General features: G+C 72.2%; 16 protein-coding genes. 15 read left to right on the forward strand and 1 reads right to left on the reverse strand.

Annotated elements, in window-relative coordinates:
• The first annotated feature begins 4 nt into the window (after nt 1-4).
• The 12 genes from IEY55_RS21915 to IEY55_RS21970 all read left to right on the forward strand — a co-directional run bounded on the left by IEY55_RS21915 (nt 5) and on the right by IEY55_RS21970 (nt 13,361).
• On the forward strand, nt 5-832 hold the full coding sequence (locus IEY55_RS21915; protein WP_189060403.1) for an alpha/beta fold hydrolase: 828 nt from the start codon (nt 5-7) through the stop codon (nt 830-832).
• Nucleotides 832-2,133 (forward strand): D-inositol-3-phosphate glycosyltransferase, encoded by a 1,302-nt coding sequence (gene mshA, locus IEY55_RS21920; RefSeq protein WP_189060458.1) that lies wholly within the window; start codon nt 832-834, stop codon nt 2,131-2,133. The genes IEY55_RS21915 and mshA overlap by 1 nt, the downstream gene beginning before the upstream one ends.
• Complete coding sequence (locus tag IEY55_RS21925; protein ID WP_189060404.1) at nt 2,130-2,639, forward strand: type III secretion system chaperone family protein; 510 nt, start codon at nt 2,130-2,132, stop codon at nt 2,637-2,639. Before mshA ends, IEY55_RS21925 begins: the two co-directional genes overlap by 4 nt.
• A gap of 842 nt (nt 2,640-3,481) precedes the next feature.
• The gene (locus tag IEY55_RS21930) at nt 3,482-5,056 is read left to right on the forward strand and encodes an AMP-binding protein (RefSeq protein ID WP_189060405.1); all 1,575 of its coding nucleotides are present in this window, start codon (nt 3,482-3,484) and stop codon (nt 5,054-5,056) included.
• Nucleotides 5,057-5,419: 363 nt separating this feature from the next.
• Entirely contained in the window at nt 5,420-6,172 is a 753-nt protein-coding gene (locus IEY55_RS21935; protein WP_189060406.1) for a phosphoglyceromutase, read from the forward strand.
• A gap of 251 nt (nt 6,173-6,423) precedes the next feature.
• Entirely contained in the window at nt 6,424-7,662 is a 1,239-nt protein-coding gene (locus tag IEY55_RS21940) for a sensor histidine kinase (RefSeq protein WP_189060407.1), read from the forward strand.
• Nucleotides 7,659-8,339, forward strand: coding sequence for a response regulator (locus IEY55_RS21945; RefSeq protein WP_189060408.1), 681 nt, complete (start codon nt 7,659-7,661; stop codon nt 8,337-8,339). The genes IEY55_RS21940 and IEY55_RS21945 overlap by 4 nt, the downstream gene beginning before the upstream one ends.
• Nucleotides 8,340-8,434: 95 nt before the next feature.
• The gene (locus IEY55_RS21950) at nt 8,435-9,457 is read left to right on the forward strand and encodes a Ppx/GppA phosphatase family protein (RefSeq protein ID WP_189060409.1); all 1,023 of its coding nucleotides are present in this window, start codon (nt 8,435-8,437) and stop codon (nt 9,455-9,457) included.
• Complete coding sequence (locus tag IEY55_RS21955; protein ID WP_189060410.1) at nt 9,454-10,629, forward strand: Rv0497 family membrane protein; 1,176 nt, start codon at nt 9,454-9,456, stop codon at nt 10,627-10,629. The genes IEY55_RS21950 and IEY55_RS21955 overlap by 4 nt, the downstream gene beginning before the upstream one ends.
• 19 nt (nt 10,630-10,648) lie before the next feature.
• On the forward strand, nt 10,649-11,449 hold the full coding sequence (locus IEY55_RS21960; protein ID WP_189060411.1) for a sugar phosphate isomerase/epimerase family protein: 801 nt from the start codon (nt 10,649-10,651) through the stop codon (nt 11,447-11,449).
• 152 nt (nt 11,450-11,601) lie between these two features.
• A complete protein-coding gene (locus IEY55_RS21965) occupies nt 11,602-12,528 on the forward strand; it encodes a proline dehydrogenase family protein (RefSeq protein ID WP_189060412.1) in 927 nt (308 codons plus the stop codon).
• Between the two features lie 2 nt (nt 12,529-12,530).
• A complete protein-coding gene (locus tag IEY55_RS21970) occupies nt 12,531-13,361 on the forward strand; it encodes a thioesterase family protein (protein WP_229686635.1) in 831 nt (276 codons plus the stop codon).
• A 43-nt stretch (nt 13,362-13,404) separates the two neighbouring features.
• Here IEY55_RS21970 and IEY55_RS21975 read toward each other — a convergent pair whose 3' ends face one another.
• Entirely contained in the window at nt 13,405-13,575 is a 171-nt protein-coding gene (locus IEY55_RS21975) for a hypothetical protein (RefSeq protein WP_189060413.1), read from the reverse strand.
• A gap of 384 nt (nt 13,576-13,959) precedes the next feature.
• Between IEY55_RS21975 and proC the strand changes: the two genes are divergently transcribed.
• The 3 genes from proC (at nt 13,960) to IEY55_RS21990 (ending at nt 15,691) form a co-directional block, all read left to right on the forward strand.
• Nucleotides 13,960-14,772 carry a pyrroline-5-carboxylate reductase gene (proC, locus tag IEY55_RS21980; RefSeq protein WP_189060414.1) on the forward strand — a complete coding sequence of 271 codons (813 nt, stop codon included), beginning with the start codon at nt 13,960-13,962 and terminating at the stop codon, nt 14,770-14,772.
• A gap of 414 nt (nt 14,773-15,186) precedes the next feature.
• Complete coding sequence (locus IEY55_RS21985; RefSeq protein WP_189060415.1) at nt 15,187-15,402, forward strand: helix-turn-helix domain-containing protein; 216 nt, start codon at nt 15,187-15,189, stop codon at nt 15,400-15,402.
• 187 nt (nt 15,403-15,589) lie between these two features.
• Nucleotides 15,590-15,691, forward strand: coding sequence for a 30S ribosomal protein bS22 (locus IEY55_RS21990; RefSeq protein ID WP_189060416.1), 102 nt, complete (start codon nt 15,590-15,592; stop codon nt 15,689-15,691).
• The last annotated feature ends 401 nt before the right edge of the window (nt 15,692-16,092 follow it).

Genomic DNA, 16,092 nt, shown 5'->3' on the forward strand with positions numbered 1-16,092 from the left:
GGTAGTGGATACGACGACGTACCTCACCGGCGCCGGTGGCGTCCGGCTCGCGGTCCGGGAGACCGGTCCGGCCGGCGCCCCGGCGCTGGTCCTGCTGCACGGCTGGGCGCAGTCCGGCGCGGTCTGGCAGCTGTCGTCCGACGAGTTCGGGGTGATCGCGGCCGACCTGCGCGGGCACGGCGCCTCGGCGGCACCGGACGACGGCGGCTACCGCGACCCGCGCGTGTGGGCCGATGACGTCGCCGCGCTGGTCCGGCACGCGAACGCCCCGGTCGTGCTCGTCGGCTGGTCCTACGGCGGCTTGGTGCTCACCGACCACCTCCGCGTGCACGGCACCGCCGGCCTGGCGGGAATCGTCCTGGTCGGTGCCCTGACCGAGCTCGGCCGCGGCCGGCCGGGCGCCTGGGTCGGGCGCACCATGCGGGCCGCGATGCCGGCGGCCTGCGACGCCGACCCGGCCGTCGCCGGGCCCGCCCTGGCCGAGCTGTGCGCCGGCATGTCCGCCACCCCGCTGCCCGAGGAGGTCAATCGGGGCCTGCTGGACACCGCCCTGACCACCCCGGCCCACGTGCGGGCCGGGCTGTTCCAGCGGGAGCAGGACAGCCGGGAGGTGCTGGCCGCGGTGGACGTGCCCGCCCTGGTACTGCACGGCCGCGAGGACACCGTCGTCGACCCGCGTGCCGCCGAGTACGCAGGGGCGACCATCCCGGGCGCCACGCTCCGCCGGTGGGATGGCGTGGGACACGTGCCGTTCCTGGAGCGGCCCGCCGAGTTCCACCGGGAGCTGCACGGGTTCGCGCGCCGCTGTACCGCCGCGGAGGTCGCCCGGTGATGGGTTCGGTCAACCCGCTGCGCCGTAGCCGCCGCCGGCCGCGCCGGGTCGCGGTGCTCTCCGTGCACACCTCCCCACTGGAGCAACCCGGCACTGGGGACGCCGGCGGCATGAACGTCTACATCGTGCAAACCGCCACCCGAATGGCCCGCCGGGGCATCGCCGTCGAGATCTTCACCCGCGCCACCTCCTCCGACCTGCCACCGGTGGCCGAGCTGGCTCCCGGCGTGCTGGTGCGGCACGTGACGGCCGGCCCGTTCGAGGGGCTGGGCAAGGACGAGCTGCCCGGGCAGCTCTGCGCGTTCACCGCGGGCGTGCTGCGCGCCGAGGCTCGGCACGAGCCCGGCTACTACGACGCCGTGCACTCGCACTACTGGCTGTCCGGCCAGGTCGGCTGGCTCAGCACCGGCCGGTGGGGCGTGCCGCACGTGCACACCCCGCACACGCTGGCCAAGGTCAAGAACGCGGCGCTGGCCGCCGGGGACCGGCCCGAGCCCCGCATCCGGGTGATCGGGGAGGAGCAGGTGGTCGCCGAGTCCGACCGTCTGGTGGCCAACACCCCGGTGGAGGCCGGTCAGCTCATCGATCTCTACGGCGCCGAGCCGGAGCGGGTGGTGACCATCCCACCTGGCGTGGACCTGGAACGCTTCAGGCCCGGCGACCCGGCGGCGGCCCGCGCCGCCCTCGGCCTCGCCCCGGACGCCGTGGTGCTCGCCTTCGTCGGCCGGCTCCAGCCCCTGAAAGCGCCGGACGTGCTGGTGCGGGCCGCCGCCGAGATGCTGGCGCGCGACCCGGCCCTGCGGGACCGGCTCGTCGTACTGATCGTGGGCGGCCCCTCCGGCAACGGCCTGGAGCAGCCCGAGGCGTTGCGTGCCCTGGCCGTGGAGCTGGGCGTGGCCGACGTGGTCCGCTTCCTCCCCCCACAGTCCGGTTCAGCCCTGGCCGAGGCGTACCGGGCTGCCGACCTGGTCGCGGTCCCCAGCTACAACGAGTCGTTCGGCCTGGTCGCCCTCGAGGCGCAGGCATGCGGCACACCGGTGGTCGCGGCCTCGGTCGGCGGCCTGCCGGTGGCCGTGGCGGACGGCGAGTCGGGCTTGCTGATGACCAGCCACGACCCGGCCGAGTGGGCAAGGGCGCTGTCGGACGTCGCTCTGCGTCCCGCGCGCCTGGCCGAACTCTCCGCCCGTGCGGTCGATCATGCCGCCCGGTTCTCCTGGGATCGCACGACCGACGCCTTGCTGGCAACCTACGCGGAGGCGGCGCGGCCGCTCGAGACGTCCCGACGGGAGGTGGCGGTGTGACCCATACCCAGCTCGAGGCGTTGGACCAGCTCATCGCGAACACGCTCGACGAGCGGGAGCTGCGGTACGAGCGCCGCGCGCCCGGGCGCTTCTTCGTGACCCTGCCGGGAATTAAGAAGTTGCAGACCAACTGCTGGCTGATCGTCGAACGCCACGCCCTGCTGGTCGAGGCGTTCGTCTGCCGCCACCCCGACGAGGCGCACGAAGAGGTCTACCGCTACCTGCTCCGACGCAACGCCCGCCTCTACGGCGTGCACTACACGGTGGACAAGGCCGGCGACATCTACCTGATCGGCCACATCGGCCTGCACGCGGTGACCGCGGAGGAACTGGACCGTGTCCTCGGCCAGGTCCTCGAAGCCGCCGACGGCGACTTCAACACCCTGCTGGAACTGGGTTTCGCAACTGCCATCAAGCGCGAGTGGGACTGGCGCGTCTCCCGCGGCGAATCCCTCGCCAACCTCCGAGCCTTCCAACACCTCGTCGACCGCGGCCCCGAACCCTGACCCCACCGTCCACACCGGACAACCCCGGAAAACGACCCCACGACCTGCAAGGAACACCATCGCACCACAAGAAAAGCGGATGCAGAGCACAGGCTGCGCTCGCTGCGTTGACACCCCGTCGAGGACCAGGGGCGGCCGCGCCGGCCAGGTGATTCCCCCCGCCATCGGGCATATGGATGCTTGGTCGCCCCCACACAGCTGATCTCGCCGCCGCCTCGTCATGTGTGCTCGCTGTGCGAGGTGAGATCGGGTAGCCAACCGGCACTGCCGCCTGTCAGGGAGTGCTCGGTCTGCTGAAGCGGACCGGACCCCCAACCTCGCCCGCTGCTCTGCGAAGTGTGCTCAGTGTGCTGGTCCTGCCGTAGCGAGCGGGGGTCCGGGGGCAAGCCCCCGTCGTGGGGTGTGGGGGCTCGGCCCCACAAAACACGACGTGTCGACGCCCCGGTCCGCTGACCAGCGGACACACCTCCCCCGCGGGAGGCGCGGGGCGGCTCGGGAGAGAGGGGGAGTCGCGAGCTCGAGCCGCCCCGCGTCAGGTCCCCGCCGCGACGGATCCTCTGGGCGGGGGGCACCCCGAGGATCCGGGCGGGCCGCGGTTCGACGGGGGAGGCGAACCGCGGTGACACCCTCTCGAGATCGGGGAGTGCGTGGGAGCCGATCTAGGGAGAGCAATGTCAACTTGGCAGAACTCACGAGGCGTTCACAAGCCCGCCTCACTGCTCCATTCGAGTGTTCTTAGGGGTGCAAAGTAACGCTCGGATCGCGAAACGATGGAGCTTGACCGCGTCGAGTGACGCCGGCCACGATTGGCCTCCCCGCTCCGCCGGTGTGAGGAGAGCGCCATGGTCCTTCGCAGCCCGTTCGCCGACGTCGAGATCCCGGATGTCACGCTGCCCGACCTGCTCTTCGCCGATGTGGCCGCCCGCGCGGCGCGCCCGGCGCTCATCGACGGCCCGAGCGGCCGGACCCTCACCTACGGCGAGCTGGCGGCCGCGGTCGACCGACTGGCCGCGGCCCTGGCCGAGCGCGGGGTCGGCAAGGGCGACGTCATCGGCATCCTCAGCCCGAACACGCCGTACTACGCGGTCGTCTTCCACGGTGCGCTGCTCGCGGGCGCGACAGTGACCACCATCAACGCCCTCTACACCCCGGAGGAGGTCGCGAGCCAGCTCACCGACTCCGGCGCGCGGATGCTCTTCACCATCTCCGCCTTCCTCGACCGGGCGCGCCCGGCCGCCGAGACCGCCGGCGTCAGCGACGTCGTCGTGCTGGACGGCGCGGAGGGGCACACCAACCTCAGCGAACTGCTCGCCACACCGGCATCGACCCCCGAGGTGGCGCTCGACCCAGCCGTAGACATCGCGGTACTGCCCTACTCGTCAGGTACGACGGGCCGGGCCAAGGGCGTCATGCTGACCCACCGCAACCTCGTGGCGAACCTCCTGCAGGGCCAGCCGTTCCTCCAGCTCGACGGCGAGAACCGGGTGTTGGCGGTGCTGCCGTTCTTCCACATCTACGGCATGCAGGTGACCATGAACCATGCGCTGCTCAACGGCGCGACCGTGATCACCATGCCCAGGTTCGACCTGGCCGAGTTCCTGCGCGTGATCGCCGAGTACCGCACCGACCGCGTCTACATCGCGCCGCCGGTCGCGGTCGCGCTGGCCAAGCACCCGCTGGTCGACAACTACGACCTGTCCGCGCTCAGGCTCCTGTTGTCCGGCGCCGCGCCGCTGGATGCCGACCTGGCCGCCGCCGTCCGGTCCCGCCTGGGCTGCCGGGTGCGCCAGGGCTACGGGATGACCGAGCTGAGCCCGGTGAGCCACGCGATCCCCGCGGACCGGGACGACCTCTCCGTCGGCACCGTCGGCCTGCTCCTGCCGAACCAGGCCGCCAAGCTGGTCGACCCGGCCTCCGGCGAGGAGGTGGGTCCGGGCGTGCCCGGCGAGCTGTGGGTGCGCGGCCCGAACGTGATGGCCGGCTACCTGAACAACCCCGAGGCGACCGCGGCCACCATCGACTCCGACGGCTACCTGCACACCGGCGACGTCGCCGTGGTGGACGAGCAGGGTTGCTTCAGCGTGGTCGACCGGGTCAAGGAACTGATCAAGTACAAGGGCTACCAGGTCCCGCCGGCGGAGCTGGAGGCGCTGCTGCTGACCCATTCCGGCATCGCCGACGCGGCCGTGATCGGTGTCCGCGACGCCGAGGGCGAGGAGGTGCCCAAGGCGTTCGTCGTTCGCCAGCCCGGGGCCGAGGACCTCGGCGCCGAGGGGGTGATGGCGTTCGTCGCCGAACACGTCGCCCCGTACAAGAAGGTGCGGGCCGTGGAGTTCATCGACGCCATCCCCAAGTCGGCGTCCGGGAAGATCCTGCGCAAGGACCTGCGGGACCGGGAGACCGCCACCCCGGCCTGATCAGTCGGCCGGCTCGGTACCCGTCGCGGCCAGGACGAAGGCGGGGATGGCCGGGCGCCCGGTCGCTGCAGCCGCGCCCCGGTACGTTCCGATCTTCCTGGCCGGGAGCGTCACCGGCGCGCCGAGCCGGTCCAACACCGTCCATGCTGGACCGCGCAGCGCATCCGCAGTGGCCCGACCCGCCAGCGTCCTGCCCAGTGGGAAGGCACGCCCCCGCCCTCCCCGGGTCTCGCGAGCCCAAGTCGAGCGTAGTGATCAGCAAAATCACAGGTCAAGGGCATGATCGAGCACTGTGGACAGATCGCTTTCCTGTGGATAGACCGGCATTCGTGCTCGCACGGTCCCGTTTGGCAGGCTGTAGGCATGGCTAACGCTGTCGGCACCCTCGTGCTGCTCCGCCACGGCGAGAGCGTCTGGAACGCCGAAAACCTGTTCACGGGTTGGGTCGACGTCCCCCTCTCCGAGCGGGGCGAGACCGAGGCCCGCCGGGGCGGCGAGCTGCTGCGGGACGCCGGGATCCTCCCGGACGTCGTGCACACCTCGCTGCTGCGCCGCGCGATCTCCACCGCCAACATCGCCCTCGACACCTGCGACCGGCACTGGATCGACGTCCGGCGGGACTGGCGGCTCAACGAGCGCCACTACGGCGCCCTCCAGGGCAAGAACAAGAAGCAGACCCTCGACCAGTACGGCGAGGAGCAGTTCACGCTCTGGCGCCGCTCCTACGACGTGCCGCCCCCGCCGATCGAGTCGGGCACCGAGTTCAGCCAGGATGGCGACCCGCGCTACGCCGGCCTCGGCGCCGAGTTGCCGCGCACCGAGTGCCTGAAGGACGTGGTGGCCCGGCTGCTGCCGTACTGGTCGGACTCGATCGTGCCGGACCTGCGCGCCGGCCGGACCGTCCTGGTCGCCGCGCACGGCAACTCGCTGCGCGCGCTGGTCAAGCACCTTGACGGCGTCTCCGACGAGGCGATCGCCAAGCTGAACATCCCGACCGGCATCCCGCTGCGCTACGACCTCGACGCCGACCTGCGGCCGACCAATCCGGGCGGCACCTACCTCGACCCGGACGCCGCCGTCTCCGCGATCCAGGCGGTGGCGAACCAGGGCCGCTGAGCAACCGGGCCCAGCACACCCCGCCCTGGGCACCTCTGAGCACCACCCCAGCAGCCAGCGCGCGTCCGGGGGACATACCCGTCCTCCGGACGCGCTTTCGGCGGTTGCGCGCGGCCGGTCTCCCCTCCTGCGCGCGTGGGTGAACGGCGCGTGACCCGGGTCGAAACAGCAGGTGATCGCGATGTCGTTGCCGTCACGGATGCCCGCGCGGGACTAGGCCGAGGCGGGTCTGGCCTGCTTACCATGCGGCCGTGACCGCATCGGGCTATCTCGCCCTGACCATCGGCGCCCTCGTCGCGGTGCTGGTTGGTCTGTCCACCGGTCTCCTGCTCGGCAGCTACCGGGCCGCCCGACGGTCCCGCCGCCCGGCCGGGGTGACCGTCGCCGAACTCGTCCAGCGCGTCGTGCACTCCTCGCACAACGGGGTGGCGGTGCTCAGCCGGTTCGGCGACGTTGTGCTGCACAACCCGCGCGCCGCCGAGCTGGGCGTGGTTCGCTCGAACCGGGCCGACGCCCGTGCGATCAAGGCCGCCGAGCAGGTTTTGGAGACCGGCGACGTGGTGCAGGTCGACCTCTCGCCACTGGAGCGGGGCGCCCTGTCCGGGCGCGGTCCCGCCGCGGTGCTCGCCGAGGTACGACCGCTGGGCGACGGCTTCACCGTGATCGACGCCGCCGACGAGTCCGACGCCGTGCGGCTGGAGGCCACCCGGCGCGACTTCGTGGCCAACGTCAGCCACGAGCTCAAAACCCCGGTCGGCGCGCTCGCGCTGCTCGCCGAGGCCGTGCTGGACGCCGCCGAGGACCCCGACGAGGTGCACCGCTTCGGCGGCAAGATCCTGCACGAGGCGACCCGGCTGGGCTCGCTGGTCACCGAGCTGATCGCGTTGTCGCGGCTGCAGGGCGCCGAGCGGCTGCCCGAGCTGGCCACCGTGCCGGTGGACGAGGTGGTCAAGGAGGCGTTGGCCCGCTGCCGGCTGGCGGCCGAGTCCGCCGGCATCGAGATCACCGTCGACGACCCGAGCGGGCTGACCCTGGACGGCGACCGCACCCTGCTCGTCACCGCGCTGAGCAACCTCGTGGACAACGCCATCGCCTACTCGCCGCCGGGCAGCCCGGTGTCGGTCAGCCGCCGCCTCTCCAACGGGTTCGTCGAGATCGCCGTCACCGACCGCGGCATCGGCATCGAGCCCGAGCACCAGGAGCGCGTCTTCGAGCGCTTCTTCCGGGTCGACCCGGCCCGCTCCCGCGCCACCGGGGGAACCGGCCTCGGCCTGGCCATCGTCAAGCACGTCGCCGCGAACCACGGCGGTGAGGTGCGGTTGTGGAGCCGGCCCGGCACCGGCTCCACGTTCACCCTGCGCATCCCGGCCCACGTCGGCCCGGGCGCGCAGGACGGCGGTGAGCCGGGCACGCCGGCCCCCGCATCACTCGTGCCGTCGGGCGACCGCCGGGCGGACACCAGCAGCGTCGACCATGGAGGAGTGCTGTGACCAGGGTGTTGATCGTGGAGGACGAGGAGTCCTTCGCCGACCCGCTGGCGTTCCTGCTCCGTAAGGAGGGGTTCACCACGGCGATCGCCACCACCGGCCAGGAGGCGCTGGAGGAGTTCGACCGCAACGGCGCGGACATCGTGCTGCTCGACCTGATGCTGCCCGGGATGAGCGGCACGGACGTGTGCAAGCAGCTGCGCCAGCGCTCGGCCGTCCCGGTGATCATGGTGACCGCGCGGGACAGTGAGATCGACAAGGTGGTCGGCCTGGAGCTGGGCGCCGACGACTACGTCACCAAGCCCTACTCGGCGCGCGAGCTGGTCGCCCGCATCCGCGCCGTGCTGCGCCGTGGCGGCGAGTCCGAGGACCTGCTACCGCAGGTGCTGGAGGCCGGCCCGGTCCGGATGGACGTGGAGCGGCACGTGGTGACCGTGCAGGGCCGCGAGGTCAGCCTCCCGCTCAAGGAGTTCGACCTGCTGGAGTACCTGCTGCGCAACGTCGGTCGGGTGCTCACCCGTGGCCAGCTCATCGACCGCGTCTGGGGCGCCGACTACGTGGGCGACACCAAGACCCTCGACGTGCACGTCAAGCGGCTGCGGTCCAAGATCGAACCGGACCCCTCCGCCCCCCGCCACCTGGTGACGGTGCGTGGTCTCGGCTACAAGTTCGAGTCCTGAGGACACCCCCCGCCGTTGCGGTGGCGTGTGACACCCGGCACCGGTTAGGCGATGTCGGGACCGGAGGCAGGATACGGCCCGGTAACGTTCGGTCCGTGCGCCTCGGGGTGCTCGACGTGGGCTCGAATACCGTCCACCTACTGGTGGTGGACGCGCATCGTGGTGCCCACCCCACGCCGATGAGCTCAGAGAAGTCGGTGTTGCGGCTCGCCGAGCAGCTGGATTCCGCGGGCCAGCTCACCACGGCCGGCGCGGACAAGCTGGTCCGCGCGGTCAACGCGGCCCGCGACTCCGCCGAGGAGCACGGCTGCGAGGACCTGCTGGCGCTGGCCACCTCGGCCGTACGCGAGGCCGGCAACGCCAACGAGGTACTGGAGCGGGTGCGCGCCGAGACCGGCGTCGACTTGCGGGTGCTCACTGGCGAGGACGAGGCCCGCTACACCTTCCTGGCCGCCCGCCGCTGGTACGGCTGGTCCGCCGGGCACCTGCTGGTGGTCGACATCGGTGGCGGCTCGCTGGAGCTGGCGATCGGCATCGACGAGGACCCGGACCTGGCGGTCTCGGTGCCCTTCGGGGCGGCCCGGCTCACCCGGACCCGGTTCCGCAAGGACCCGCCGAGCCAGCGCGAGGTGACCGCGTTGCGCGACTGGCTGGACGGCCAGCTCGCCCCGGTCGCCCGCGACCTCCGGCGCGCCGGCCAGCCGGACCGGATGGTCGCCACCTCCAAGACGTTCCGCACGCTGGCCCGGCTCTCCGGGGCGGCGCCGTCCTCGTCCGGGCCGCGGGTGCGGCGGGTGCTCACCGACGCCGGGCTGCGTCAGCTGATCGCGTTCATCTCCCGGATGTCGGCCGCGGACCTGGCCGAGCTGGAAGGGGTGAGTGCCAGCCGGGCGCACCAGCTCGTCGCCGGTGCCCTGGTCGCCGAGGCCACCATGCGCGCGTTGTCGCTGACCGAGCTAGAGATCTGCCCCTGGGCGCTGCGCGAGGGCGTGATCCTGCGCCGGCTGGACCACACCAACGGGACGGGCCCGGCGGCCGCGGCCCGCGGCTGGGCGGCGGTGGAGCCCGAGATCGGTACTGGACGGACGAGCCGGCACGGGGCACGGTGGAGCCGATGACTCGGGAGAGCGGACCGGAGGACCGGTCGCAGCGCACGGTCGCGGAGCTGCTCGCGCAGTACGGGCGTTCCGGCGCCGGCGGCACACCCCGCCGGCGACGTCGCCGGGAGGAAGACGACGAGCCGAACGAGACCGCACCGCACGCGATCATCGGCCGGGTGCTCTCCGAGAGCGGCCGGATGCGTGCGATCACCGACGACGGTCCCGAGGACGCCGAGCCCCGCTCCTACCCGCGTTACGACACCCCGTCCCGGCGTCGGCTGCGGGCGCCGGAGCCCGAGCCGGAGGCCGCGGCCCCCCAGGCCCCGGGGCCCGCGGCCGCGCAGGCCCCGCCGCAGTCGCCACCTCCGCCGCCCGCTCCACCGAAGCCGTTGGCCAAGCCCAAGCCCACGGCCAAGTCGGCGCCGCGACCGGCACCCCCGCCCGGGGCGAGCTTCCCGCCGGCACCGGCCGACGTCGACCACACCGTGCCGGTGCCACCGGTGCGGCCCGGTGCTCCCGACCTGCAGCCGACCCTGGCCGGCGCGGACGTCCTGGCCGACACCACCCAGGTGCCGCCGGTCCGGGTTTACCCCGAGGAGCCGGCCCACCCGCAACCGCCGACCGCCAGCCGGATACCCGTACCGCCGGCGGGTCCGTTGACCCGGCCGGGTATGGCACCGCCCGCCCCGGACACGGCCGAGGGGTTGACCGAACAGCTGCCCCGGGTGGCCGAACCGGCCGCTGCCGAGCCACCGAAGCGACCCGAACTGACCGGACCGGGCACCGAGCGTTGGTACCCCGACGACTTCGACGACGAGGACTCCGAGCCCGGCGGGACCGAGGCGGTGGACGCCGCCGCGCCCCCGGCCGGGCTGGACGATGCCGACGAGATCGCCGAGCCGGACGAGGCCGAGGAGGCCGAACGGTCACCGGCCAAGGAGTGGCTGGTCATGGTCGCCCAGCTCGGTGTCGGCCTGATCGGCGGTGGCGCGCTGTGGTGGGCCTTCCAGTGGCTCTGGAAGTGGCAGGCGCCGGTCGCACTGGTCGTCGCATTGCTGGTGACGCTCGGCCTGGTGCTCGTGGTCCGGGTGCTCCGCAAGGCGGACGACCTGCAGACGACCCTGCTCGCGGTGCTCGTCGGCCTGGTCGTCACCATGTCCCCCGCGGCTCTCCTGCTCGTCGCCCGGTGAGTGAGGGCCGGAACCCACGATGCGACAACCCATTCCGATCGGCCTGTCCAGCGCTTCGGTGTGGCCGCAGCCGGTGGGAGCAGCCTTCGCACTGGCCGCTGAGCTGGGCTACGACGGCATCGAGCTGATGGTGTGGGCTGACCCGGTGAGCCAGGACGTGCGGGCGGTGGATCGGTTGGCGGAGCGCTATGGCATCCCCGTGCTAGCCGTGCACGCACCGTGCCTGCTGATCACCCAGCGGGTGTGGTCACCGGATCCGGAGACGCGGTTGCGGAAAGCGGTTGCCGCGGCAAAGGACCTGCGCGCTTCCACGGTCGTCGTGCACCCGCCCTTCCGCTGGCAGCGGCGCTACGCCGACAACTTCCCCCGCCTGGTCGACCAACTGGAACACGACAGCGAGGTGCGGGTGGCAGTGGAGAACATGTTCCCGCTCCGCCCGCTGGGCCGACGCCGTGCAGTGCGGGTCTCCGGCTTCCGTCCCTCACCCGACCCCACCGACGTCGGCTACGCCAACTACACCCTGGACGTCTCCCACTGCGCAGCCGCGCACATGGACGTCCTGGAGCTGGCCAAGCGGATGGGCGGCGGGCTCGCCCACGTCCATCTCGCCGACGGCACCGGTGCCCCGGTCGATGAGCACCTGGTTCCCGGACGCGGGAAGCAGCCGTGCGCACGGCTGTGCGAGGACCTGGCCGCCGGCGACTTCGCCGGATCGGTGGTGCTGGAGATCAACACCCGGAAGGCGCGCGACCGCAGTGAGCGCGCACAACAGTTGCGCGAGGCGCTGGCGTTTGCCCGCCTCCACCTGCACCGCACCTGACCCCGACTGGGCAATCCGTACCCGGTGGGCGGGTCCGGATGGTCGCATTGCCCAGTTCGAGTACGGAGCGCGAGCAGATGGGACACCGAATCCGGTGTGATCCACGCGGCCGGGTGAGCGGTGGCCGGTGCGGGGCACGTACAGTTCCGGCCGTGAATCCGCTCCGCACGCTCATCCTTGCCGCGGCAGGCAACGACACCATTCGGCACCTGGTGGCGACCGCACCGGTGAGCCGGGACGTGGTGCGTCGCTTCGTCGCCGGTGAGACCACCCAGGACGCCGTTCACGCGACCAGGGGACTGGTCGAGTCCGGTCTCTCGGTGACGCTGGACTACCTGGGCGAGGACACCACCGACCGCGACCAGGCCGAGCGGACCGTCCAGGCGTACCTGGAGCTGCTGGACAAGCTGCACTCCGACGGCCTGGCGGACCGGGCCGAGGTGAGCGTCAAGCTCTCCGCCGTCGGACAGGCGCTGGACGAGCGGCTGGCGCTGGAGAACGCCTCGCGCATCTGCGCCGCCGCCGAGCAGGCCGGGACCACGGTGACGCTGGACATGGAGGACCACACCACCACCGACTCCACCCTGGGCACCCTGCGCGAGCTGCGCCGCAGCTGGCCGTGGGTCGGCGGGGTGCTGCAGTCGTACCTGCACCGCACCCTCGACGACGCCACCGCGCTGTCCGGTGAGGGTTCCCGTATCCGGCTGTGCAAGGGCGCCTACAACGAGCCGGAGTCGGTGGCCTACATCGACCAGCACGACGTCGACCTGAGCTACGTCCGCTGCGCCAACGCCCTACTGTCCGGCGAGGGCTACCCGATGTTCGCCACGCACGACCCGCGCCTGATCGAGATCATCGGCGAGCGTGCGCGATGGTACGGGCGCAAGCCGGGCAGCTACGAGTACCAGATGCTCTACGGGGTTCGGCCCGACGAGCAGCGCCGGCTCGCCGGCAGCGGGGAAACCGTGCGCGTCTACATCCCCTACGGCGAGGAGTGGTACGGCTACCTGATGCGGCGGATGGCCGAGCGGCCCGCCAACACCGCGTTCTTCCTGCGGTCGCTGGTCAGCAAGTCGTGACCATTCGGCCGCCCGCCCGTCCGGGGCTCGCCGTGGTGCCCTTCTCCGCCGCGTCCGCGGTCCGGCCGATCGGGGACGGTGGCTTCACCGCCGACCTGTCGTCGGTGTGGACGATCGGGGGCCGCCCACACGGCGGGTACCTACTCGTGCTGCTGAGCCGCGCCGCGCTGGCGGCCGTGGACACCGACGGTGGTGAACCGTCCGACCCGCTGACCGTCAGCGCCCACTTCCTCCACTCACCGGAGCTGGGGCCGGTGCTGCTGCGCACCGACGTCCGCAAGGCCGGGCGCACCGCCAGCGTGGTCCACGCGGTGCTGGAGCAGCGGGGCCGGGCCTGTGTGGAGGCGACCGTCACCGCTGGCGCCCTGCCAACCACCGAACCGGCCTGGGCCGACCTGCCGGACATGCCCGTCGAGCCCCCGGCGCGGGCGCTGGATGTCGGCTCATCGGGGATGGGCGAGGCGTTCCGCCTGGCCAGGGGCTGCGAGGTGCGGTTGGATCCGACGACCGCGGCGTTCCTGGGCGAGGATGGCCGGGGCGACCCGGTGCTGCGGCTGTGGACCCGGCCGCGCGGCGAGCGTACGGACGCACTGTTCGCGCTGCTGGCCGGCGACATCACCCCGCCGGTCACCTTCAACCTGGGCCGGCTCGGCTGGTCACCCACCGTGCAGCTCACCGCGCTGCTCCGGGCCCGGCCGGCGCAGGGCTGGCTGCGCGTGGAGGCCCGTAGCCGTGCGGTGCACGGGCGCTGGTTCGACGAGGACGTCACCGTGGTGGACGCCCGCGGCCGGCTGGTGTGCCAGGCTCGGCAGCTCGCCCTCACGCCGGCCTGAGACCGGCTACCGGGCGACCGTGCCCGAGCCGTCTGCAGGTTGGTCAGCCGGGCGTGGCCTCCTCGCAGGTCACCGGCTGCCCGGGGGCGGTCGAGGTGCGTTCCGCCAGCTGTCTCGGCTGGTCCAGGGTCTTGTCCAGGATCACCCGACAGGTCGCGACGGCGCTCTCGGCCGGCGTCGCCGTGACCTTGGCCGTCCGGCCGGCGTGGACCACGACGTCCTTGCTCCAGGGCAGGACAATCGCCTGTTCGGTACTGCTCCGCAGACTGTCGCTGCGCGGCGTGGGCGAGTAGGCGTACCGACCTGCCGAACCCCGCCGCCGCGGTTCGCGCTCACCTCATAGGTGATCGAGTAGGCATAGGGCTTGCGGTCGCGGAGAGCGGAACACCCGGTCAGGGCTGCCCCCGTCACCGCGACGAGCACGACCACGCCGACCACTCTGAACACCATGGACACCCTCCCCTCCGGAGTGGCCCTGATGAGTGCAGGAAACCGGATGACGCGCATTGAAGGCATCCACTGGCGGTATGGTCTGTAGCCCATCTGGAGTAGGGGCCGGTCTGCGACCACAGGTCGAGCTGGTGGCACCCTGTTTGACATGACGACCATCGCCGTCCTGGGTGCGGGCAAGATCGGTGAGGCGCTGCTGTCCGGGCTGCTCAAGGCCGGGCGTAGCCCCGACGACCTGATGTTCACCGAGCGGTACCCCGAGCGCTGCGCCGAGCTGACGAAGCGCTACGGCGTACGCAGCGTGGACGTGCCGGCCGCCGTCAAGGCGGCGGACGTCCTGGTGGTCGCGGTGAAGCCGCAGGACATCGAACCGCTGCTGGACGAGCTGGCGCCTCGGGTGGAGCCGGACACGCTGGTGGTGTCGCTGTGTGCCGGCCTGCCGACGAAGCTGTTCGAGCGCCGGCTGCCGGAAGGCACCCCGGTCGTGCGCGTGATGCCGAACACCCCGATGGTCATCGGCGAGGCGATGAGCGCCGTTTCCGGTGGACGGCACGCCGAGCCGCACCACCTCGCCCTGGTGGAGGAGCTGCTGGGCAGCGTCGGCCGCGTGGTGCGGGTGCCCGAGAGCCAGCAGGACGCGGTCACCGCGCTGTCCGGCTCCGGCCCGGCCTACTTCTTCTACCTGGTCGAGGCCATGATCGACGCCGGCATCCTGCTCGGCATCCCGCGTGCGGTGGCCGCCGACCTCATCATCCAGTCCGCGGTGGGGGCGGCCACGATGCTGCGGGACGGGGGCGTGCACCCGGTCACCCTGCGGGAGGCGGTCACCTCCCCGGCCGGCACGACCATCATGGCCATCCGTGAGCTGGAGCGGCACGGGGTGCGGGCTGCGCTGATCGAGGCCATCGAGGCGGCCCGGGACCGCTCGGCGGAGCTGGGCCGGGCACATGAGGTGGACTGACACCTGGCCTGAGCCGACCCGCGAGGCGACGGGCGAAGCGAGCATCGCGCCGGTAAGGCGCGCAGCGAAGCCCAGAGCCGAGCAATCCGGCACAGTGAGGTGACGGGGCGAAGCGAGTATCGCCACGGGGCGACAAGGCGCCCCGGAGACGAGCAGCCCAGCACTGCTAACCCTCAAGCCACTCGACCGGGTCGATCCTGGGCCGTCAGTGGCCGGTAAATCGATCCAGTTCCGCGCGTTTTCCATGATCAGACGCGGGCGGGCGACCGAGCGGGTGTTCTGCTCCGGCCGGACGGGTATCCGACCGTCGCAGAAGTCCCAACCGTCCCGCTACGCTCGAACCAGCACGTGCGTGTCGAACCGCCGGAGGGGAAGCCGGCGGCACGAACACGTGCTCGAAGGACGCGGTGACAGATGCCGTCGAACAGGGAGGCCGACGAGGGCCGGCTCGGCCAGGTCCAGTTCCTCACGGTCGCCGAGGTGGCCGCCATCATGCGGGTCTCCAAGATGACCGTGTACCGGCTGGTGCACTCCGGCGAGCTGCCCGCGGTGCGGGTGGGGCGTTCGTTCCGGGTACCGGAGAAGGCCGTGAACGAGTACCTGGAGAACGCCTACTTCAGCGCCGGTTGATCTGGCGAGCCCCATCCGGTGCGCCGACCGGCTCCGGTCGGGGCGGGTCACCTACTGTGCCCGCCGCGTCGATCAACATTCGCGCCCGGTAGTCTGGGGGGCCGTTCGTGCCTGGTTCCGCGTGCCGTTGCGGCTCGCCGGTGCGCAGGAACCGCAACACCACCGACGACAAGCGAGGGATCGGCGTATGGGCTCGGTCATCAAGAAGCGCCGCAAGCGCATGTCCAAGAAGAAGCACCGCAAGCTGCTCCGCAGGACCCGGGTGCAGCGGCGCAAGCTGAAGAAGTGAGCTTGCGCGCCGCACGAGCGGCGCGGTTCGAGCGCAGGCGGCGGTGTTCTGGTGCCCGGCACCAACGCACAGCCGAGCGGGCGGGCGGCGACCCCCACTTGCGAGGGTCGCCGGCCGCCCGCTTCTCGGTCCCGGATGAGTGCGTGGGAGTCGGGGCGGGGACGGAGCGACCGGTTGATCTCTGGCCACGCGACGGCGCGACGCCCACACCGCCGCGGATGGTGACCGTATCCGCCAGACACTTTCTCGAGGCCCAGCAAGCCAACGGAGGGAGGTCGGGGCCGGTTTGAGCTGTGGCCAGGCCGTGGCTCCGGGACCGGGCGCCGCACTGCGTTGCTCGCTGGGAACCGCTGGTCACACCATTTGGCTTCGCTGGCTGGCGACCAAAGCGCATGGATGGT

This window comes from Longimycelium tulufanense, assembly GCF_014645795.1.
Taxonomy (GTDB): domain Bacteria; phylum Actinomycetota; class Actinomycetes; order Mycobacteriales; family Pseudonocardiaceae; genus Longimycelium; species Longimycelium tulufanense.